Here is a 21065-nt window from a genome sequence, read left to right on the forward strand (position 1 = left end):
GTCTCGCAAGAACCGAAGCTCCTGCTCGACTTTATTTCATTACGCTCGATGTTCAGTTTTCAAGGAACAAGTTTGTTTCGTTTCTTTCTCGGCCACCGCTCAGCGGCGACTCAAATAATATATCATAGACTTATGCATAGATGCAACCCTTTTTTAAATTCTTTTTACTTTTTTTCATGAGCAATGATTATTCTCCATGCTACCCTTTCCTATATGCGACAACCGAATAAAAAAGACCGTCTCATGAAATGATTCATAAAGACGGTCGAACCTTTTACACGGAATAAATAGCGCAAATATACAGCTCTTTATTCTTCGCCAAGTTTATGATCTCGCCGTTCACCGACACCATCGGACGAGTCGGCTGGTTGCGGTCGGTGAAGACGATCTCTCCGACTTTGTTGTCGTTCAGCTGAACGAGCATTCCGTTATGGAACTGCGTCGTTCGGTCGATAAAGGTCTGGACGTAAATAGGGTCCAGCTTGCCGAAGGACTCCGACTGCAGCTGTTCGAGCACCAGGTATGGGGAATGCGCCTTGCGATAATTGCGCGCATCCGTCATCGCGTGGTACATGTCCGCTATGGCCACGATCCTGGCATAAGGATGAATCTTATCTCCGCTTACCTTAAGCGGGTAGCCGCTTCCGTCCAGTCTCTCGTGATGCTGCAAGGCCGCGAGAGCTACCCCTTTGTTCAAGGAGGGCACTCCATCGAGGAGCTTAAATCCGTAAACCGTATGCTGCCGCATTTCATTCGTCTCTTCGGCGGTTAGCTGCGACGGCTTCCGGAAGATGGCCGGGTCGACGCGGATATTGCCGATGTCATGCAGCAAGCCGGCAAGAGCAATCGGGGTCCAATCCTTGTCGGGAAGCTTATTCCACCTCGCCAACTGATACGAGGTCAGGGCCGTCAACACGCTCTTGCGGATCCATCGCTCTGTCTGGACCGTATCTGATGGAGGGTTGAACATCAGCACGTTATATTCGTTGATATTGTCCAACAGCTCTTTAAGCGCGTTGCGGATCTCCAGGATGGGCAGCTTCTGGCCGGGCCCCATCATCTTGAACGCGCGGCTCAGTTCCTTCTCCAGGAAAAGAAATTGCTGATGCAGCGGGGTAATCTTGGCTTCGGAAGCAGCCGCTTCCTCCCCCTCCGAATCCGCCGGCAGGTCGGAGAGCCCCTGCCGGCTTATATCCGCATTCGGAATTAGGAATGCCTGCATGATCTCTAAATCCCGCTGCGATAAGATTCGACCTTCATTCAACAGCAGATTGCCCATTGCCGTCTGAACATCCGCCGTCAAGCGATCGCCTGTTTGAAGCTGTGATAATGGCATTACTGGCATGTCGCTCACATCTCCCGACCGAGCTCAGAATGGTTAACTCTCGCTGTTTTCGCCGCTATCGCTGTTTGCGCTATTCTCGGTGCTTGCTCCTTCTTGGCCGCTATCTTGGCCTTCCTCGCCCGCTTCTTCTTCTTCGTCCTCGCTGCTAGGAGCTCTAGCTACCGTTGCGACGAAGTCTTCATCCTTGATGTTGATGAGCTTCACGCCCTGCGTAATCCGGCCCATCGTGTTGATGCCGGACATGCTAGTACGAATGAGCGTTCCGGAGGAAGTCATGATCATCAAGTCTTCATCGTCGCGAACGACCTTAAGGCTGACGATCGAACCATTCTTCTCCGTAACGTTAAGCGTCTTAAGCCCCTTGCCTCCGCGGGTCTGCGTCCGGTATTCGCTCTCCGGAGTCCGCTTGCCGTATCCCTTGGAAGTAACGATCAAGACGTCGCGATCGGCTTCCACGACATCCATGTCGATAACCTTGTCGTTATCGTCCAGTTGGATGCCCTTAACGCCGGTTGCGGAGCGTCCCATCGGTCTGACGTCATCCTCGGAGAAGCGGATGGACATCCCTTCGCTCGTTCCGAGAACGATGTCGCGGGTTCCGTCCGTCAGCTTGACGCCGATGAGGTCGTCATCTTCCCGGAGGGAGATCGCGATCAGGCCTACCTTGCGGATATTCGAGTAGTCGTCCAACGGCGTCTTCTTGACGATGCCGGCGCGAGTCGCGAAGAACAAGTACTGATTGGATTCTTCCATCGACTCGACGGGAATGACCGCGTTGATCGTCTCGCCTTGATCGATCTGGATCAGGTTGATGATCGGCGTTCCGCGAGCGGTGCGGCTCAGATCCGGAATCTCGTATGCCTTGAGCCGGAAAACCCGTCCCTTGTTCGTAAAGAACAAGAGGTAGTGGTGGGTGTTGGAGACGAACAGATGCTCGATGAAATCGTCGTCCTTCGTATCCATTCCTACGACGCCGCGGCCGCCGCGCTTCTGGCTGCGGTACGTCGACACCGGAAGACGCTTGACGTAACCGGTATGCGTCATCGTAATGACGACGTCGTCGCGAGGAATCAGATCCTCGTCCAGAATCTCGTTGTCGAGAGCGGTGATCTCCGTCCGGCGTTCGTCGCCGTACTTGAGCTTGATCTCGTCCAGCTCTTCGCTGATGATCTTGAGAACGAGCTGCTCGTCCGCGAGAATTGCTTTGTATTCGGCGATCTTCGCGAGCAGCTCGTTGTACTCCTGCTCGATCTTCTCGCGTTCCAATCCGGTCAACCGGCGGAGACGCATGTCGAGGATCGCTTGCGCTTGATCGAACGATAGGCCGAAGCGTTCGATCAAGCCATTGCGAGCGTCTTCGTCCGATTGGGAGCTGCGGATGAGCGCGATTACTTCATCAAGGTGATCCAGCGCGATTCGCAAGCCTTCGAGGATATGCGCCCTTGCTTCCGCTTTCTTCAAATCGTAGGCGGTTCTGCGTTGGATAACCTCGATCTGGTGAAGGAGGAAGTATTGCAGCACTTCCTTCAGGTTCAGAACCTTCGGCTCCTTGTTGACGATAGCCAGCATGTTGATCCCGAAGGTGGACTGCATCGACGTCTGCTTATACAGATTGTTCAGCACGACATTCGGATTGACGTCGCGGCGCAATTCGATGACGATGCGCATTCCGTTGCGGTCCGACTCGTCGCGAAGATCGGTAATCCCGTCGATCTTCTTCTCCCGCACGAGTTCGGCGATCTTCTCGACCAATCTTGCCTTGATGACCTGGTAAGGCAGCTCATGAACGATAATTCGAGCCTTGTTGCCGCTCTCTTCGATCTCGGCCTTGGCACGCATCGTAATCGAGCCGCGGCCCGTCATATAAGCTTGACGAATGCCTTCACGGCCAAGAATATAACCCGCCGTCGGCATATCGGGACCCTTGATGTAATCCATCAGATCGTACGGAGTCAGCTCCGGATCTTGAATAAGCGCCTGGACGCCTTCGATTACCTCGCTCAGGTTATGCGGAGGGATATTCGTCGCCATCCCTACGGCGATCCCCGTCGTTCCGTTCACGAGCAGGTTCGGGATCCGAGCCGGCAGAACCTCCGGTTCTTGCTCTTCGCCGTCATAGTTCGGAACGAGATTGACCGTCTCCTTGTTCAGATCGCGCAGCATCTCCATCGCGATCTTGGACAAACGGGCTTCCGTATAACGCATGGCCGCCGCGCCGTCGCCGTCGATCGAACCGAAGTTCCCCTGGCCTTCGACGAGCATATAGCGCATGGAGAAATCCTGAGCCATGCGCACCATCGCTTCGTAGATCGAAGAGTCGCCGTGCGGATGGTATTTACCCATGACTTCGCCGACGATTCTCGCGGACTTCTTGAACGGCTTGTCCGAATACATCCCAAGCTCAGCCATTCCGTAAAGAATGCGACGATGAACCGGCTTAAGCCCGTCTCTAACGTCGGGCAAGGCACGGCTCACGATCGTACTCATTGCATAACCCATAAACGATTCCCGCATCTCGACGCTTATTTCCCTGTCGCGAATGGGGGAGCGTTGCTCTTCCGCCATGAAGATCCTCCTTCATCGTTGCCAAGCCTATAGCCCATTATCGAGCCATTCGTTCTGTACTTTCTTGCCGGCGCACACCGCGCGGCACAACGAGTCATACTGTATGAAGATGAATAATTCCATTATAGCATAATGTTGATGGGAAAGGTGGCGAGGCTCGTTGACGATCCAACGCGTCCTCAGTAAGAAAGCGAAGACCGACGCCCTGCTTGCCGACCGCAAGCTCAAAGACCATGTGCCCCTGACCCGGACGATGGACCGAGAGACCTTGCGAGAGATGCTCCATAAGTACGGCATGATTTATGTGAAGCCCGTAGGCGGCACCTTCGGCCGAGGCGTTATTCGGGTGGAGTACTCGCCCGGCTCTCCGGATGTTTATCAATTCCAATCCGAAGAGAACAAATTCCGGTTCCACGACTTCGATTCGATGTACGATTCGCTGTTGATCGTCAAGAGAAAGACCTCTTACCTGGCCCAGCAGGGCATCGAGCTTCTCAAGTACCGGAAACGAAGGTTCGATCTTCGCGTCATGGTTCAGCGCAATCCGAAAGGGCATTGGGAGACGACCGGAATCATCGGCCGCCTTGCCCACCCCCGCAAGATCGTTACCAACTACCATAGCGGCGGGACGCCTATGGCTATCGAGATTCTGATCGCCGAGCATCTCAGAGGCCATACGACAATTAGTGCCTACCGCCAGAAGTTAGGTTCTTTAGGAGTCGAAGTCGCTCGTGCCTTGGAACGCAGATTCCCGAGAATTCAAGAGATCGGCGTCGACGTCGCCGTCGATCAGAACCTGAAGCCTTGGATTCTCGAGGTGAATACGCTGCCGGATCCGTTCATCTTCCGCAAGCTTAAGGACCGTTCGGCATTCCGCAGAATCTATCGTTACGCCGTCGCCTACGGACGATTCAGGAAGCGCTTGAGCCGGCGGAGTTAGCCAGCAACCCGCCTTCTCGATTAACAAACCACCCGCCGATCCCGCAACCCGGGTCTCCGAGGAGAGGACATCCTCTCCGATCTTCTCCCTGCTGTTGCCGCGGCGGGTGGCTTATGCAACCCTAGCAAGCCTTGGATGCTCGCCTATTAAATATCCAGATCCTTAACGAACTTCGCGTGCTGATGAATGAATTCCCGGCGAGGCTCGACGTTGTCGCCCATCAGGGTATCGAACATAAGGTCCGCCTTCATCGCGTCCTCGATCTTAACCTGCAGCATCGTGCGATTATTCGGATCCATCGTCGTCTCCCAAAGCTGGTCGGCATTCATCTCGCCCAAGCCCTTGTAACGGGCGACATTGATTTTGACCCCTTCGCCGAATTCGGCGATGATCGCGTCGCGCTCCGCTTCGTTCTGCGCATAGCGGATGACCTTGTTCCGCTCCACCTTATAGAGCGGCGGCTGCGCGATGTAGACGAATCCCGCTTCCAGAAGCTGTCTCATGTAACGATAGAAGAACGTGAGCAGCAGCGTCCGAATGTGCGCTCCGTCCACGTCGGCATCGGTCATGATGACGATCTTGTGGTAGCGAGCCTTCGTGATATCGAAGTCGTCCCCGATCCCCGTACCCACCGCCGTGATGATCGCGCGGATTTCGAGGTTGGAGAGGATGCGATCGAGCCTTGCCTTCTCGACGTTGAGGATTTTTCCGCGCAGCGGAAGAATCGCCTGGAAGTGGCGATCCCGTCCGGACTTGGCCGAACCGCCCGCGGAGTCGCCTTCGACGATGAACAGCTCGCTGATCTCCGCATCCTTGGACGAACAATCGGCCAGCTTGCCCGGCAGGGCGCTGACTTCCAGGGCGCTCTTGCGGCGGGTCAATTCGCGAGCCTTCCTTGCCGCTTCGCGAGCTCGGGAAGCTTGAAGCGACTTCTCGATCACTTTGCGGGCGACGGACGGATTCTCGTTCATGAATTCCATCAGCTTGTCGGCAAGCAGGGATTCGACGATGCCGCGAACTTCGCTGTTGCCCAGCTTCGTCTTCGTCTGCCCTTCGAACTGCGGCTCCGGAATCTTGACGGAGATGATCGCCGTCAAGCCTTCGCGGGCATCGTCGCCGGTTAGGTTCGACTCGTTCTCCTTCACGAAGCCCATTTTCCGGGCATAGTCGTTGACGATTCTCGTCAGGGCGCTCTTGAAGCCGGACTCGTGCGTTCCGCCTTCGTGAGTATTGATGTTGTTCGCGAAGGAATAAATGTTCTCCGAATAGCCTTCGTTATACTGCATGGCGATCTCTACGGAGATGTTATCCTTCATGCCTTCCACGTAGATCGGACTTTCGTGAATCGGTTCGCGGGTCTTGTTCAAGTACTGCACGAACTCGATGATGCCGCCGTCGTATTTGAAAGTATCGCTTACGCCCGTTCTCTCGTCCGTGAGCGAAATCTGAATCCCCTTGTTAAGAAAAGCAAGCTCGCGAATACGGCCTACCAGAACGTCATAGTCGTAAACGGTCGTCTCGGTGAAGATCTCCGGATCCGGCAGGAACGTCGTCTCCGTCCCCGTCTCGTCCGTATCGCCGACGATCTTAAGATCGTACTGCGGAATCCCGCGGCGATACTCTTGCTGATGGATATGACCCTCTCTCTTAACCTTGACTACGACTTTCTCCGATAGAGCATTCACGACCGAGATGCCGACGCCGTGCAGGCCGCCGGATACCTTGTAGCCTTCTCCGCCGAATTTGCCGCCGGCATGAAGAACCGTCATGACGACTTCCAAGGTCGACTTCTTCATCTTCGGATGCTCGCCGACCGGAATTCCCCGGCCATTATCGATAACGGTTATGCTATTGTCCGTATGGACGATGACTTGAATCTGGTTGCAATAGCCGGCCAGCGCTTCGTCGATGCTGTTGTCGACGACTTCCCACACGAGATGATGAAGACCCTTGCCGCTGGTCGAGCCGATGTACATCCCCGGCCGCTTGCGAACCGCTTCCAACCCTTCAAGAACCTGAATCTGACTTTCGTCGTACGTATTCTGTTGCGAATTCACGGACAAACCCTCCACCGCCTTCTTAGCGTTGACGCGTTGCGACTATAAATCGACTAGATGATGTGCCCGTTTCTTAAGCGTTGATGTGGAAATGGGCGAATAATAAACTCGTTCTTCCGTCACAACGATCGACTTCGGATCCTCTTCGCCGATGGTCTCCACGTCTCGGTTCTTGCGAGCATGAGCGACGAATTGCCGTGAGAGCTTGGAAGAACTCTCGATCGAAACATCAAAGATAGCCACGACCTGCGACGTGCGGATAATCTTCTCTCCGCCGAGATGAATATACATGCCGCGCCTCCCAAGGTTTAGACAATTAGTTCAGTACTTCTCCGTCCTTCACGTGATAGATCGCCGCATCCTTCAAGCGGCTCATGTTCACGCTCTCGATCCCCGTTGTGGTAATGAACGTCTGAACCCGGTTCTGGAACGTCTCGATCAGCTGCGTCTGACGCAATTGATCGAGCTCGGACAAGACATCGTCGAGCAATAACAACGGATACTCTCCGATCTCTTCCCGCATCAGCTCCAATTCGGCGAGTTTAAGCGACAGTGCCGCCGTCCTCTGCTGTCCTTGGGAGCCGAAAGCCTGAACGTCCTTGCCGTTGATGAAGAAGGCAAGATCGTCTCTATGCGGGCCTGCTAGGGTCGTTCCTCTGCGGAATTCCTGTTCTCTTCCTTGAGTTAACTTTAACATAAATTGTTGGAATAAAGAAGAATCATCTTGGGGAGCAGCCCCATGGTCATAGGAGACGGAGGGACGATACTCGACCGTCAGCTGTTCGCTCCCGTTCGTTATCCCTCGGTGAATCTGCTCGGCCCAAACTTGAAGCTTGCTTATGAAGTTTTTCCTTTTTTGCATCATTTTAACACCCGAGGCGACAAGCTGTTCGTTCCAGACGTCTAGCATCGGTTGAGAGGCTTTGGACAAATCCGTCGCTTTCAGGTAGTTGTTCCGTTGCTGCATGATTCGCTGATATTGTTGCGAATCGTATAAATAACCGGGGTGCACCTGACCGATCTCCATGTCCATGAATCGGCGGCGCACACCCGGGGCTCCTTTTACGATATCCAGATCTTCCGGCGCGAATAGCACCACGTTAATCGTTCCGACGAATCCGCTCAGCTTCCGCTGCTCCAGGCCGTTGACTTTCGCTCGCTTCCCTTGGGAGGTGAGCTGGAGCTCCATCGTGACCTTGCCCTGCCTTCGTTCGATCTCCGCCGAGATTCTCGCGGAGGTCTCGTTCCAGCCGATGAGCTCCTTGTCCTTGGAAGTGCGGTGCGACTTGGTAAGCGCCAGAACGTGTATGGCTTCGAGAAGATTCGTCTTCCCTTGCGCGTTAGGGCCGATCAGAATGTTGACCCCGGCGCCGGTCGCCAGCTCCAGCTGCTTATAGTTGCGGTACCCGTGAAGCTCCAAGCGATTCAATTGCATGTTCGCTTTCCTTTCCCGGACTTAGCGGGTCTTCACCACGAAGCTGCCGCAGCCCTCCACTTCGATCGTATCCCCCGGGACAAGCTTGCGCCCGCGGCGATTCTCCGCTTGTCCGTTAACGGTTACGCTCCGTTCCTGAAGAAAAATCTTTACTTCCCCTCCGGAACCGACGCAATCTCCGAGTTTCAGCACTTGTCCGAGCGTGATGTATTCCGTCGATATAGCGATTTCCTTCATCGTGTTCCCCTCAGTTCGTCGTCCGGTACGGAAGAATGAGATGCAGGCTGTTGTCATGCTCCGGCTTGAAAATAATCGGGCTCATCGGGCCGTTGAAGCCGATGAACAAATTCTCGCTGTCGACCACCTTGAGAACGTCCAGCATGTACTTGGAGTTGAACGCGATCCGAATCGGTTCTCCGTCCAATTTCTCGACGGTCAGCATCTCTTGCACTCGTCCCAGCTCCGAAGAGCTCGAGGAGATCTCGACGGAGCCGTCTTCCGTCGTCGACAGGCGAACGATGTTCGTTTTCTCTTCGCGCGACAGCAAATAAGCGCGGTCGATGGCTTCGCTGAGCGCTTTCGTATTCAGGAACAGTTCTGTCTTGAACTGATTCGGAATAATCTTGGTAGTATCCGGGAAGGTCCCGTCCAGCATTCTCGTAAAGAAGAGAACGTTGCCTACCTTGAACAGAACTTGGCTGTCCGCGACGACGATATCGACCAGAACGTTATGGTCCGGGATGATCTTGGACAACTCGTTGAGCGTTTTGCCGGAGATGACGACGTTGGAGAAGTGCAGGCCGGGATCGACGCCCGCATTCACTTTGCAAGTGGCCAGGCGATAACGGTCCGTCGCCACGAACTTCAGTACCCCTTCGGCAAGACTCCACAGAACGCCCGTCAGAATAGGGGTCGATTCGCTGGTCGTAACGGAGAAGACCGTCTGCCTGATCATCGTGCGGAGAATGTCGCCGGGGATGGAGAACACGCGTTCCTCTTCGAGGACGGGAAGCACGGGGAACTCCTCCGGATCCATTCCCATCAGCTGGATGTCGATCGCGCCCGATTGAATAAGGGTTTGGAAGCGATCGCCGACTTCGATATTCACTTCTTCATGCGGCAGCTTGCGAATGATCTCGACGAAGAACTTGGCAGGGAGAACGACGCTTCCGGCGCGATGAATGGTGGAGATCACTTTATCCGCGGTTTCAAGCGGAATGAAGCTCTGAATGGAGATGTCCGTATCGCTGGCCGTCAAGGTGATTCCTTGAGCATGGGCGTCAATCTTGATTCCGCTGAGGATAGGGATGGTCGTTCTTGCGGATACCGCCTTCGATACTTGTTGAACCGCGTCGTTCAACTCATTGCGGGATATCGTCAGTTTCACGGGCTCACCTCTTGGTTTCGACTCAATGTAGTTTTTTAAAAATAATGAAGCAGTAGCAGTAGGCGCGGTGGATATGTGGATAAGCCAGAAAAAACGCGAAAACGAAAGCCTATCCACATGTGTATTGTTTGTGTATAGGCTTTGAAGTTTTCCACGGGAAAAAGGGCTATTGGGCTATGCTGACGATTCAGGTCAAATTCTTGATCTTCTCCGTCAGGTTCTGAATGATCTTGAAGAGCTCCTGATCTACTTTCATCTGGGACGAGATCTTCTCATGCGCGTGGATGACCGTCGTATGGTCGCGTCCTCCGAAAGCGTCGCCGATCTTGGGCAGGGAGTAGTCGGTCATCTCCCGGGACAGATACATGGCGATTTGACGCGGGAAAGCGACGGCTTTCGTTCTTTTGCGGGCTTTGAAATCCTCGAGCTTGAGACCGTAGAATTCCCCGACGCGCTGCTGGATGTCCTGGATCGTGATCAGCCGGTTGCGGCCGGTCGGCAGAATATCCTTGAGCGCTTCCGCAGCGAGATGGGAGGACACATCCTGATTCGTCAGCGAAGAGTACGCGACGATCCGAATGAGCGCCCCTTCCAGCTCGCGAATGTTGGTGTCGATCATATTCGCGATGTAGACCATCGCTTCGTTGGGAATATCGAGATTCTCCGCTTTCGCCTTCTTGCGCAGAATGGCGATCCGGGTTTCGAGATCCGGCGGCTGTATATCCGTGATGAGTCCCCATTCGAAGCGCGAACGCAGCCGTTCTTCCAGGGTCGGAATCTCCTTCGGAGTCCGGTCGCTCGAGATGATGATCTGCTTGTTCTCTTCGTGCAGCGCGTTGAAGGTATGGAAGAATTCTTCTTGCGTTCCGTCTTTGCCGGCCAGGAATTGAATATCGTCGATGAGCAAGACGTCGATATTGCGGTACTTGTTCCGGAAGCTCTCCCCGCGATTGTCGCGAATGGCGTTGATAAATTCGTTGGTGAACTTCTCGGACGAGATGTAGAGCACCTTCATATTCGGGTTGTGTTCCAAAATATAATGGCCGATCGCATGCATCAGATGGGTTTTGCCCAGTCCGACGCCACCATATAGAAACAGCGGATTGTAGGCCTTGGCCGGCGCTTCGGCTACCGCCAGGGAGGCGGCATGCGCGAACCGGTTGCCTACGCCGATGACGAAAGTGTCGAACGTATATTTCGGATTCAGCAGATGGGTAACGCTTTCCTCGGCGACAACCGACTTTACGACCGGATTGACCGGAAAAGCGGCCGGAGCTTCTGCGAATCGCGCTTCTTCAATGGCGAATTTGACTTCGACCGTTCTTCCTAAATACTCGGATAGGGCAGAAGAAACCAGCTTCGTGTATCGTGTCTCCAGCCACTCTGCGGCAAACGTCGTCGGTGCGGTTACTACGACCGTATCGTCTCCGATGAAGGAAGCTTTGGTCGCTTTGAACCAGGTGTCGTAACTTGGTTTGCTTAACTTGGTTTGGATGACCGACAATACCTGCTGCCAGATCTCGTTGCTGCGGCTGTCCACATGAAGTCACTCCTTTGCCCATCAGGCGGACATGGGATTTCTACTGTCGAATGAAGACGACCCAAATAGTTATCCACATAATCAACGGAATTCTTTCTTTGGTTGTCCGCAAATTATGGATGTTGTTCACAAACTTATGCACAGGCTGTTGATAAAATCAGGCCGATTGGATGCTATCCACGAAGAAAGATAGAACTAATCATAGCAGATGAACCCGCTAAATTCAACGAAATGCGGTATGTTATCCACAAATTCAATAACTTGTGGACGAATTCTGTGCACAACACTAGATATTGTTGATACATTGTGAGATTTTTCGACAAAACCCCTTATTATCCGAAAATCCGACTAAATGTTATTCACATGTGCATAAAGACTCAGCCTGACGAAATTACTCACAAGGCGATTATTATTTGTCGTTTGTTACGTTTCGAGCTGTGTCTAATTCGTACGAGCGCATCTGGGGATATATTGGATAGTAGACGCAGCGGCTTGACTTCTGGGCGGTTGGTGTGGTTTAATTTAAGGACCTGAGTTTTTAAGTAAGGGGGTATGATCTGTGGGTCCTACATTTAAACCGAATGTAAGCAAGCGCAAGAAGGTTCATGGTTTCCGTAGCCGTATGAGCTCCAAGAACGGACGCAAGGTTCTGAAGGCTCGCCGTCAAAAAGGCCGCAAAGTGCTTTCCGCTTAAAGATAAAGAGACCACGTCAGGTGGTCTTTTTTCTTTATATTAGGTTCATAATAGAAGAAACAGGATCGAATGGGTCGAGGGACGGTGTAAAATGCAGAGGAAGCTGCGCCTTCGGAACAGAGATGACTTTAATCGGATCTATCGGCAAGGGCAATCCTTCGCCAATTCCCAATTTGTCGTCTACTGGCGGAAATGGCCGGAGACGGAGCAGTTCAGGCTTGGCATCTCGGCGAGCAGCAAGCTTGGCGGGGCGGTTGTGCGAAATCGTCTGCGAAGGATGATCAAGGAGATCGTTCGGCTGAACGCGGGCAAAATCAACAACGGATTGGATCTTATATTAATAGTAAGAAAACCTGCTCTGAATCTGTCTTACCTAGAGATGGAGAAGAGCGTTCTGCATGTTCTGCGCAAGGCGGGATTGACCAAAGGTTCGCCGCCTCCCGTCCACAAGACGTACGGCAAAAGACCGTCCGGCGGAGGCGCTCCCAAGAACTCGGGAAACCGTGGTCCTCGCGCTTTTCTTTGCCTTTAGTAGTATGGTATAGTGGATTTGTATGCAAAGACCGTGACCTATTGACCTAGCAACGTTCTTTTGGAAGCTTGTTTGCTATGTCGCTACGGGGATAGGCAAGCAGGAGAGGGGTTTATACGTGTTCTTGTTGCGAAATCGCAAATGGTGGTTTTTACTGAGTGCCCTGTCCGCACTTGTTCTGCTGTCGGGGTGTACGCCTAACACGGCGCAGAAGACGACGGAAGAGCTTCAGAATTCCAGCGGCTGGTGGGACAGCAACGTCGTTTATTGGTTCTCGCTTATGTTGGACAAGTTCGCGGAGTGGTTCGGCGGAGAATACGGATTATCGATTCTCGTACTGACCGTTATCGTCCGCACGCTTATTCTGCCGCTGAGCATTAAGCAGTTCAGGAATTCGAAGGCGATGCAGAAGCTGCAGCCCGAGATGATGAAGATTCGCGAGAAATACAAGGATAACCCACAGCAGCAGCAGCAAGAGATGATGAAGCTGTACCAAGAGCATCAAGTCAACCCTCTTGCCGGCTGTTTGCCTTTGATCGTACAGATGCCGATTTTTATCGCGCTCTACCGCGCGATTACGGTAAACGTGGAGATCAGCACTCACCAATTCTTATGGCTTGAGTTAGGCGAGAAGGATCCTTATTATATCTTGCCGATCATCGCGGCATGCACGACGTTCATTCAGTCGTACATGATGATGACGATGAATCCGCAGCAGCAGATGGGTCCGATGAAGGCTCTCATGTTCATTTTCCCGATCATGATCTTCATCATGGCGCTCTCCTTCCCGTCCGCCCTGCCGCTTTACTGGATTTACACGAATATTTACACCATCATTCAGAACTATTTCATGTATGGACGTTCGCCGAAACCGGAAGGTACAGGCAAGGAGGCCATGCCAAATGAAAAAACTGGTGGCAATCGGAAAAACAGTGGAAGCGGCGGTAAGAAGCGGTCTAAGTCAGCTCGGCGTTGAGGAGAATCGGGTTCAGGTAACCATCCTTGAGCATCCGAGCAGGGGCCTGTTCGGACTGATCGGCTCCAAGGATGCCAAGGTGGAACTGAGCGTGAAGCCGGACGGAGTCGAAGAAGCGATTCTGTTCCTCCGAGAAGTAACGGGAGCCATGGAACTTGCGGTTACGGTCGAACGCAGCGAGGAAGCGGATCATACCACGATCAACTTGGCCGGAGAAGAGCTCGGAATCCTGATCGGCCGGCGAGGCCAGACGCTGGATTCCCTTCAATACCTGACCAACATCGTGGCCAATCGGCATTCCGACAAGCATCTGCGGATCGTTCTGGACGCCGAGAATTTCCGGGAGCGCAGGAAGCAGACGCTTGAGGCGCTCTCGGAGAGGATGGCTAGCCGAGTCATTCGGTCGAAGCGGGAAGTGGTGCTGGAGCCGATGTCTTCCCAGGAACGCAAGATCATCCATTCCCGGCTTCAATCCAATCCTCACGTCAAGACGTACAGCCAAGGCGATGAACCTAACCGAAGCATCGTCATTGCTCCAAAGTAAATTGTTCGCGACTACGCAATGGCTTCCGCAGTTCAAGCGGATCATTGCGTTTTTTCGTAAATGTACCTGAATCTTGAAGCGTCTTCGATACGAAGGCGCCGATGGCGTTTATAATAGAAGCAAAAGAGGGAGACAAATGACAGAAGACACAATAGCCGCGGTGGCGACGGCGCTGGGCGAAGGGAGCATTGCCGTCGTCCGGGTGAGCGGACCGGAAGCGATCGAACGGGTGGCGCCGCTGTTCAAGTCCAGAGTCGATCTTCGCGATGCCGATACGCATACCGTAAACTATGGATGGATACGGGACCCGCGCGATGGAACGATTATCGACGAAGTTCTCGTTACCGTCATGAAGGGACCGCGGTCCTTCACGGCCGAGGATGTTGTCGAGATCAGCACGCACGGCGGGATCGTGGCGGTTCAAGCGGTTCTGGAGCTTATCTTGAGAACCGGAGTGCGAATGGCGGAACCGGGAGAGTTCACGAAGAGGGCGTTCTTGAACGGACGAATCGATCTCGCCCAGGCAGAGGCGGTTATCGATTTGATTCGATCGAAGTCGAACCGTGCCTTCCAGGTAGCCAGGAAGCAAGCGGAAGGAGCCTTGTCGAAGAAAATAGTGCCGCTGAGACAGCAGCTGATCGAGCTGCTGGCGCACGTGGAAGTCAATATCGACTATCCGGAGCACGATGTGGCGGAGATGACGAGCTCGGCCATTACGGGAACTTGCCTAGACGTGAAGTCGACCGTCGAACAGCTGCTAAAAACGGCGGCGGAAGGCAAAATATTACGAGAAGGAATCGTTACGGCTATCGTGGGACGCCCGAACGCGGGCAAGTCTTCGCTGCTGAACGCATTGGCGCAAGAAAACAAAGCGATCGTGACGGATATTCCCGGAACGACGCGGGATATTGTCGAAGAATCGGTGTCTCTGTCCGGCATTCCGCTGAGGCTGCTGGATACGGCGGGCATTCGCGAGACGAGCGACGTGGTGGAGCGAATCGGTGTCGAACGTTCCCGCGGAGCTTTGCTGGACGCGGACCTTATTCTGCTTGTGCTCAACCACCACGAGAAGCTTCATGAGGACGAACGCAAGCTGCTTGACGAACTGGTTGACCGTCCGGTTATTATTGTGGTAAACAAGATGGATTTGGAGGGTCATCTAGAGCTGGACGAGATCGAAGCGAGGTTCCGGAAGGATCGGATCGTGTCGATCTCGGCGAAGGAAGGGACGGGAATCGATCGGTTGGAGAAGGCCGTGTCCCAGCTCTTTTTCGGAGGAAGCATCGAGAGCGGCGACCTTACTTACGTAAGCAACGCCCGTCACATCGCGCTTCTTCATCAAACCATTCAAACTCTTACGGACGCGATCGAAGCGGCGAATTCCGGCATTCCGATCGATCTGATCCAGATCGATTTGGCTCGCGCGTGGGAGCTTCTCGGAGAAATCGTCGGCGATTCGGTCGGCGAGTCGCTTTTGGATCAAATTTTCTCCCAATTCTGTCTTGGCAAATAAACGGAGTTAGCGATAAGGAGGAATCAAGCATGGGATATTTGGCAGGCGAGTATGACGTTATCGTAATCGGCGCGGGCCATGCCGGCTGCGAGTCGGCTCTTGCCGCTGCGCGCATGGGCTGCGAAACGCTGCTGCTGACGATTAATTTGGATATGATCGCGTTCATGCCGTGCAACCCGTCGGTCGGCGGGCCGGCCAAAGGACACGTCGTTCGCGAGATCGATGCGCTGGGCGGAGAAATGGGCCGCAATATCGACAAGACGTTTATTCAAATGAGAATGTTGAATACGGGCAAAGGCCCGGCCGTTCATGCGCTGCGCGCCCAAGCGGACAAGTTTCTGTACCAGCACACGATGAAGGAGACCATCGAGAAGGAGAAGAAGCTCACGCTTCGTCAAGGAATGGCCGAGGATCTCATCGTGGAAGACGGAGTGTGCCGCGGGGTTATTACGAAGACGGGGGCGGAATACCGGGCGAAAACCGTCGTCCTGACGACCGGGACCTACCTTAGAGGCAAAGTGATCATGGGCGAGCTTATGTACGAGAGCGGACCGAACAACCAACAGCCTGCGGTTAAGCTGTCGGAATCTCTCCGCAAGCTTGGCATTCAGCTGGTTCGCTTCAAGACGGGGACTCCGCCTCGGGTTCACGAGGATACGATTGACTTCAGCAAGACGGAGATTCAACCGGGGGACGAGAAGCCGAAGTACTTCTCGTTCGAGACGGAATATATGGAGCATGCGAACAACCAGCTTCCTTGCTGGCTCACGTACACTTCCGAAGAGACGCATCGGATCATCAACGACAACCTGCACCGCGCGCCGATGTTCTCCGGCGCGATCGAAGGAACCGGCCCGCGCTATTGTCCGTCGATCGAGGACAAGATCGTTCGGTTCGCCGACAAGCCGAAGCATCAAATTTTCCTGGAGCCGGAAGGACGCAACACGAAGGAATATTACGTTCAAGGCTTGTCGACCAGCATGCCGGAAGACGTCCAGCTGCAAATTCTGAGATCGATTCCGGGCCTCGAGAAGGTAGAGATGATGAGAACCGGCTATGCCATCGAATACGATGCGGTCGTTCCGACCCAGCTGTGGCCTTCGCTTGAAACGAAGCTCGTTCCTAACCTGTTCACGGCAGGCCAAATCAACGGCACTTCCGGATATGAAGAAGCCGCGGGGCAAGGGATCATTGCCGGCATCAATGCCGCGCGCAAGGCGAAGGGCGAAGATCCGGTTATCATCGAACGTTCCGCCGGCTATATCGGCGTTATGATCGATGACCTGGTGACCAAGGGCACGAACGAACCTTACCGTCTTCTTACCTCGAGAGCGGAATATCGGCTGCTGCTCCGTCACGATAATGCCGATCTCCGCCTAACTCCGCTCGGCCATGAGATCGGATTGATCCCGGAAGCCCGTTACGAGAAGTTCCTGCAGAAGAAGGCTCTCGTGGAAGGGGAGATCAACCGTTTGAAGGAGACGAAGTTCCGTCCGGACGAAGCGGTTCAAGCCATGCTGGCCGGTCTCGACTCGGCTCCGATCCAGAACACGACGGACGGTCTAACCCTCCTAAGACGTCCGGAAGTTTCTTATGCCGATATCGAACGCTTGTCTCCTTCTCCTGTCGAATTGACCGATGACATGAAGGAGCAAGTCGAGATTCAAACGAAGTACACCGGTTATATCGAGAAGCAGCTGCTTCAGGTCGAACGTCTAGGCAAGATGGAGAAGAAAAAAATCCCGGACGACATCGACTACACCATCATTCATGGACTTGCAACGGAAGCGAGACAGAAGCTCGATAAAATCCGGCCTTTGTCGATTGGCCAGGCTTCCCGGATCTCCGGCGTTACGCCTGCCGACCTGTCCATCTTGCTCGTTCATCTGGAACACTATAATCGCGTGACGGCAGCGAGGGGATCTTGATGACCGATCCGCAGATGTGGCTGCAGATCCAAGCCCATGAGCTGGGGCTGGAATTGACGGACGATCAACTGGCTCAATTCGAGCGATATTACGAATTGCTCGTGGAGTGGAACGAGAAGATGAATCTGACGGGAATCACGGAACGCGCTGCCGTTTATGAGAAGCACTTCTATGATTCTCTTACCGTAGCGTCCGCTGCGGATTTAAATGACGAGGTTCTTACCCTTGCAGACATCGGATCTGGAGCCGGTTTTCCATCCATCCCGCTGAAGATAGCTTATCCGTCTCTCAAGGTCACCATTGTCGATTCGCTGGCCAAGAGAATTCGGTTCCTGGACGAAGTGGTTAGCCAACTCGGCTTGAAGGACGTTACTTGCGTCCACGGAAGGGCAGAGGACATCGCACGCTTGCCTGACCATCGCGATCAATACGACGTGGTGACCGCGAGAGCGGTCGCTCGTCTTGCGGGATTAAACGAGCTCTGCTTGCCTTTCGCGAAGCCAGGCGGCATGTTCGTCTCCATGAAGGGCTCGGACATTCAGGAGGAATTGGACGAGAGCCGGTACAGCCTCGACAAGCTTGGGGCTAAACTGATGGAAGTGAAACGTTTGGAGCTGCCCATTGAGAAATCGGAGCGTCACCTCGTTATTATTGCGAAGACTAGCGCCACGGCTAAAGCTTATCCAAGAAAAGCCGGCGTCCCGCTTAAGACACCATTGCTCGCTTCCTCAAGCGGCGTTCGAATTTAAGGGATTGCTGGCAACACGCTTTAATTGTTCCACGTGAAACATCACCTTCCAACCGAGGGAGTGTTTCACGTGGAACATTTTTTATGGGACGTAAGCCGTTTCTTGTCTTAGTTGAACCTACTAGCTTGTTATGAAAGTTTTTTCAATAGAAGGAAATGGCGATCAGGCACCGAATATATTATAATATGAAGGAACCGGTGTGCCGCACAAGCGCTCTAAGGGCGCGAATTGGCGGCGCTTTTTCGTCGCTATGCGTATAATTGCACGTTAAGATTACAAGAACGTGGTGGTCCTAATAAGATGAGAGAACCGTTGTCGCGTATTTTTGGGCTGTCGGATCGTAGCGGCCAAGAAGAAGTCAGACAAATCCCCATTGCAGACATTGTGCCGAGTCCCTACCAACCGCGATCGGTATTCGACGATGACAAGATCGATGAGCTGTGTCAAACGATCAAGACTCACGGCGTTATTCAGCCTATCGTTGTTCGGGTTCGCAACGGCAAGCACGAGATTATTGCCGGAGAGAGAAGATGGCGAGCGGTTACGAAGCTCGGTTGGGAACAGATTCCCGCCATCGTACGGGAAATCAATGATTCGCAGGCTGCTTCCGTGGCATTAATCGAGAACCTTCAGCGCGAGAACCTGACGGCGATCGAAGAAGCGGTTGCGTATCAGAAGCTGATGGAGCTGCATCAACTGACTCAGGAAAGCCTGGCACAGAGGCTTGGCAAGAGTCAATCGACGATCGCTAATAAGATTAGGCTTCTTCAGCTTGGAGATACGGTGAAGAACGCTCTTATGGAACGCAAAATAACGGAACGCCATGCCAGAGCCTTGCTGGCTTTGCCTGACGAGGAATCGCAGAATAAGATCCTTCAGGAGATTATCGAGAAGGAGCTTAACGTGAAACAAACCGAGATGCGAATCGCTTTCTTGCTGGAAGTGACGAAGAAGCCCAAGTCGCGCCGAGTCTCGTTCACGAAGGATATTCGTCTTGCGATCAATACGATTCGACAGTCCGTCGACATGGTGAACGGGTCGGGCATTCCGATCAAATCGACCGAACGGGATTGCGATGATCATATCGAAATTGTCATTCATATCCCGAAGAAGAAATAGGCTGTTTTCTTTAAGCTTTTTTGCTAGAAAGGCTTGCAAAGGCAGTAAATAATGAGGTGAATGTTTTGTCTAAGATTATTGCCGTTGCCAATCAGAAAGGCGGAGTCGGCAAGACGACTACCGCCGTTAATCTGGGAGCTTGCTTATCGACATTGGGGCGCAAGGTTCTCATTGTCGATATCGACCCGCAAGGCAACACGACTAGCGGCATAGGGGTCAGCAAAGCGGATGCGGAGTACTGCATATACGACATCTTGATCAACGACGTGCATCCGAAGCAAGCGATCGTCGACACGGGCTTGCCCAACTTGAAGATGATTCCGGCAACGATCCAGCTCGCTGGAGCGGAGATCGAGCTCGTTCCGACGATCTCGCGGGAGATCAGGCTGAAGAAGGCGCTTGGCTTGGTGCGCAATGAATTCGATTATATTCTGATCGATTGCCCGCCATCTCTCGGCATCCTGACGATTAACTCTCTGACGGCAGCGGACTCGGTCTTAATCCCGATTCAATGCGAATATTACGCTCTTGAAGGGCTGAGCCAGCTTCTGAACACGATTCGTCTCGTTCAGAAGCATTTAAACACCTCTCTTCAGATCGAAGGCGTTCTGCTTACGATGTTCGACGCCAGAACGAACCTTGGCATTCAAGTCATTGAAGAAGTGAAGAAGTACTTCCAACAGAAGGTTTATCAAACCGTTATTCCTCGGAACGTTCGCTTGAGCGAAGCGCCTTCCCACGGACAATCCATTATTACTTACGATCCCAAATCCAAAGGCGCCGAGGTTTATCTCGAGCTGGCTAAGGAAGTGATTACGTATGAGCAAGCGGCTAGGTAAAGGGCTTGATGCACTCATTACTTCACTATCCATCAAAGAAGACGACAAAATCGTAGAAATTCCATTGGCTCAATTGCGAGCGAATCCATATCAGCCGCGGAAGACGTTCGACGACGAAGCGATCAAAGAGCTAGCCGAGTCGATCCGCGAGCATGGCGTTATCCAACCGATCGTGGTTCGAACCGCGCTCAGAGGTTTCGAGATTATCGCGGGCGAGAGACGTTTCCGGGCATCGCAGCTGCTCGGCAATCCCACGATTCCGGCGGTAGTAAGAACGTATAACGATCAGCAGGTCATGGAGATTGCGCTGATCGAGAACGTTCAACGAGAAGACCTCAATGCGATTGAAGTCGCGATAGCTTACCAAGGCATCATGGACCAGTTCTCTTTGACCCAGGAGGAGCTTTCCCTGAAGGTAGGCAAGTCCCGATCCCATATCGCCAACTTCCTGCGACTTCTGTCTCTGCCGGAAGAAATCAAAGATTATGTTTCACGTGGAACATTATCCATGGGGCATGCCAGAGCGTTGGCGGGAATTAAAGACGAGCTGAAGAAACGCCAGTTGGCCAAGCTCTGCGTGGCGAACGGTTGGAGCGTTCGCGAGCTGGAGGACGCCGTCCAACAGCCGGAAGCGAAGGGGAAAGAAAAGCCTAAGGCTAAAGCGAAAAAGAGAGATCCTTATATCGAGGAGATCGAAGAATCGCTTCGGGAGAAATTCCAAACGACCGTTCGAATCAAATCGAACAAGGATAAGGGACATATCGAGCTTGCGTACTTCAGTCAAGGGGATTTAGAGAGACTGTTGGAGCTGCTCAAAGCTCTCGCATAGATCGCAAAGAGATAGCATACTCAAGTTGTATTCTTCCTAGCGAAGGATTAAACTTAGGTATGCTATCCTTGCG

Annotated in this window: 18 protein-coding genes and 1 pseudogene; 11 read left to right on the top strand and 8 right to left on the bottom strand. The window is 53.2% G+C overall.

What is annotated here, in order from left to right; genetic code table 11:
- Positions 1-274 precede the first annotated feature (274 nt).
- Both H7B67_RS07895 and gyrA read right to left on the bottom strand, forming a co-directional pair.
- Positions 275-1345, bottom strand: a complete 1071-nt coding sequence (locus H7B67_RS07895; protein ID WP_185119270.1) for an HD-GYP domain-containing protein — start codon at positions 1343-1345, stop codon at positions 275-277.
- Between the two features lie 33 nt (positions 1346-1378).
- Positions 1379-3910, bottom strand: coding sequence for a DNA gyrase subunit A (gyrA, locus tag H7B67_RS07900; protein WP_185119271.1), 2532 nt, complete (start codon positions 3908-3910; stop codon positions 1379-1381).
- A 160-nt stretch (positions 3911-4070) separates the two neighbouring features.
- Between gyrA and H7B67_RS07905 the strand changes: the two genes are divergently transcribed.
- The gene (locus tag H7B67_RS07905; RefSeq protein ID WP_185119272.1) at positions 4071-4850 is read left to right on the top strand and encodes a YheC/YheD family protein; all 780 of its coding nucleotides are present in this window, start codon (positions 4071-4073) and stop codon (positions 4848-4850) included.
- Between the two features lie 146 nt (positions 4851-4996).
- Here the strand turns inward: H7B67_RS07905 and gyrB are convergent, their stop codons facing one another.
- The 6 genes from gyrB to dnaA form a co-directional block, all read right to left on the bottom strand.
- The gene (gyrB, locus tag H7B67_RS07910; RefSeq protein ID WP_185119273.1) at positions 4997-6907 is read right to left on the bottom strand and encodes a DNA topoisomerase (ATP-hydrolyzing) subunit B; all 1911 of its coding nucleotides are present in this window, start codon (positions 6905-6907) and stop codon (positions 4997-4999) included.
- A gap of 42 nt (positions 6908-6949) precedes the next feature.
- On the bottom strand, positions 6950-7198 hold the full coding sequence (gene remB / locus H7B67_RS07915; protein WP_185119274.1) for an extracellular matrix regulator RemB: 249 nt from the start codon (positions 7196-7198) through the stop codon (positions 6950-6952).
- A 25-nt stretch (positions 7199-7223) separates the two neighbouring features.
- On the bottom strand, positions 7224-8342 hold the full coding sequence (gene recF / locus H7B67_RS07920; RefSeq protein ID WP_185119275.1) for a DNA replication/repair protein RecF: 1119 nt from the start codon (positions 8340-8342) through the stop codon (positions 7224-7226).
- Between the two features lie 21 nt (positions 8343-8363).
- Complete coding sequence (gene yaaA / locus H7B67_RS07925; RefSeq protein ID WP_185119276.1) at positions 8364-8579, bottom strand: S4 domain-containing protein YaaA; 216 nt, start codon at positions 8577-8579, stop codon at positions 8364-8366.
- Between the two features lie 10 nt (positions 8580-8589).
- Entirely contained in the window at positions 8590-9729 is a 1140-nt protein-coding gene (gene dnaN, locus H7B67_RS07930; protein WP_185119277.1) for a DNA polymerase III subunit beta, read from the bottom strand.
- A 187-nt stretch (positions 9730-9916) separates the two neighbouring features.
- Positions 9917-11269 (bottom strand): chromosomal replication initiator protein DnaA, encoded by a 1353-nt coding sequence (gene dnaA, locus H7B67_RS07935; protein WP_185119278.1) that lies wholly within the window; start codon positions 11267-11269, stop codon positions 9917-9919.
- Between the two features lie 559 nt (positions 11270-11828).
- Between dnaA and rpmH the strand changes: the two genes are divergently transcribed.
- The 10 genes and pseudogenes from rpmH to H7B67_RS07985 all read left to right on the top strand — a co-directional run bounded on the left by rpmH (position 11829) and on the right by H7B67_RS07985 (position 20992).
- Positions 11829-11963 carry a 50S ribosomal protein L34 gene (gene rpmH, locus H7B67_RS07940; RefSeq protein WP_126956000.1) on the top strand — a complete coding sequence of 45 codons (135 nt, stop codon included), beginning with the start codon at positions 11829-11831 and terminating at the stop codon, positions 11961-11963.
- Between the two features lie 91 nt (positions 11964-12054).
- Positions 12055-12396 (top strand): annotated as a pseudogene (gene rnpA, locus H7B67_RS07945) (ribonuclease P protein component); the annotation flags it as partial.
- Between the two features lie 223 nt (positions 12397-12619).
- Entirely contained in the window at positions 12620-13471 is an 852-nt protein-coding gene (locus H7B67_RS07950) for a YidC/Oxa1 family membrane protein insertase (RefSeq protein WP_185119647.1), read from the top strand.
- Positions 13398-14015, top strand: a complete 618-nt coding sequence (gene jag, locus H7B67_RS07955; protein WP_185119280.1) for an RNA-binding cell elongation regulator Jag/EloR — start codon at positions 13398-13400, stop codon at positions 14013-14015. The genes H7B67_RS07950 and jag overlap by 74 nt, the downstream gene beginning before the upstream one ends.
- Before the next feature lie 136 nt (positions 14016-14151).
- Positions 14152-15528, top strand: coding sequence for a tRNA uridine-5-carboxymethylaminomethyl(34) synthesis GTPase MnmE (gene mnmE, locus H7B67_RS07960; RefSeq protein WP_185119281.1), 1377 nt, complete (start codon positions 14152-14154; stop codon positions 15526-15528).
- 29 nt (positions 15529-15557) lie between these two features.
- Positions 15558-17456, top strand: coding sequence for a tRNA uridine-5-carboxymethylaminomethyl(34) synthesis enzyme MnmG (gene mnmG / locus H7B67_RS07965; RefSeq protein ID WP_185119282.1), 1899 nt, complete (start codon positions 15558-15560; stop codon positions 17454-17456).
- Positions 17456-18205 carry a 16S rRNA (guanine(527)-N(7))-methyltransferase RsmG gene (gene rsmG / locus H7B67_RS07970; RefSeq protein WP_185119283.1) on the top strand — a complete coding sequence of 250 codons (750 nt, stop codon included), beginning with the start codon at positions 17456-17458 and terminating at the stop codon, positions 18203-18205. The genes mnmG and rsmG overlap by 1 nt, the downstream gene beginning before the upstream one ends.
- Positions 18206-18505: 300 nt before the next feature.
- On the top strand, positions 18506-19324 hold the full coding sequence (gene noc, locus H7B67_RS07975; RefSeq protein WP_185119284.1) for a nucleoid occlusion protein: 819 nt from the start codon (positions 18506-18508) through the stop codon (positions 19322-19324).
- 65 nt (positions 19325-19389) lie between these two features.
- On the top strand, positions 19390-20163 hold the full coding sequence (locus H7B67_RS07980; protein WP_185119285.1) for a ParA family protein: 774 nt from the start codon (positions 19390-19392) through the stop codon (positions 20161-20163).
- Positions 20144-20992, top strand: a complete 849-nt coding sequence (locus H7B67_RS07985; RefSeq protein ID WP_185119286.1) for a ParB/RepB/Spo0J family partition protein — start codon at positions 20144-20146, stop codon at positions 20990-20992. Before H7B67_RS07980 ends, H7B67_RS07985 begins: the two co-directional genes overlap by 20 nt.
- Positions 20993-21065: the final 73 nt, after the last annotated feature.

The organism is Cohnella thailandensis (genome assembly GCF_014212135.1).
In the GTDB taxonomy this organism is placed as follows: domain Bacteria; phylum Bacillota; class Bacilli; order Paenibacillales; family Paenibacillaceae; genus Cohnella; species Cohnella thailandensis.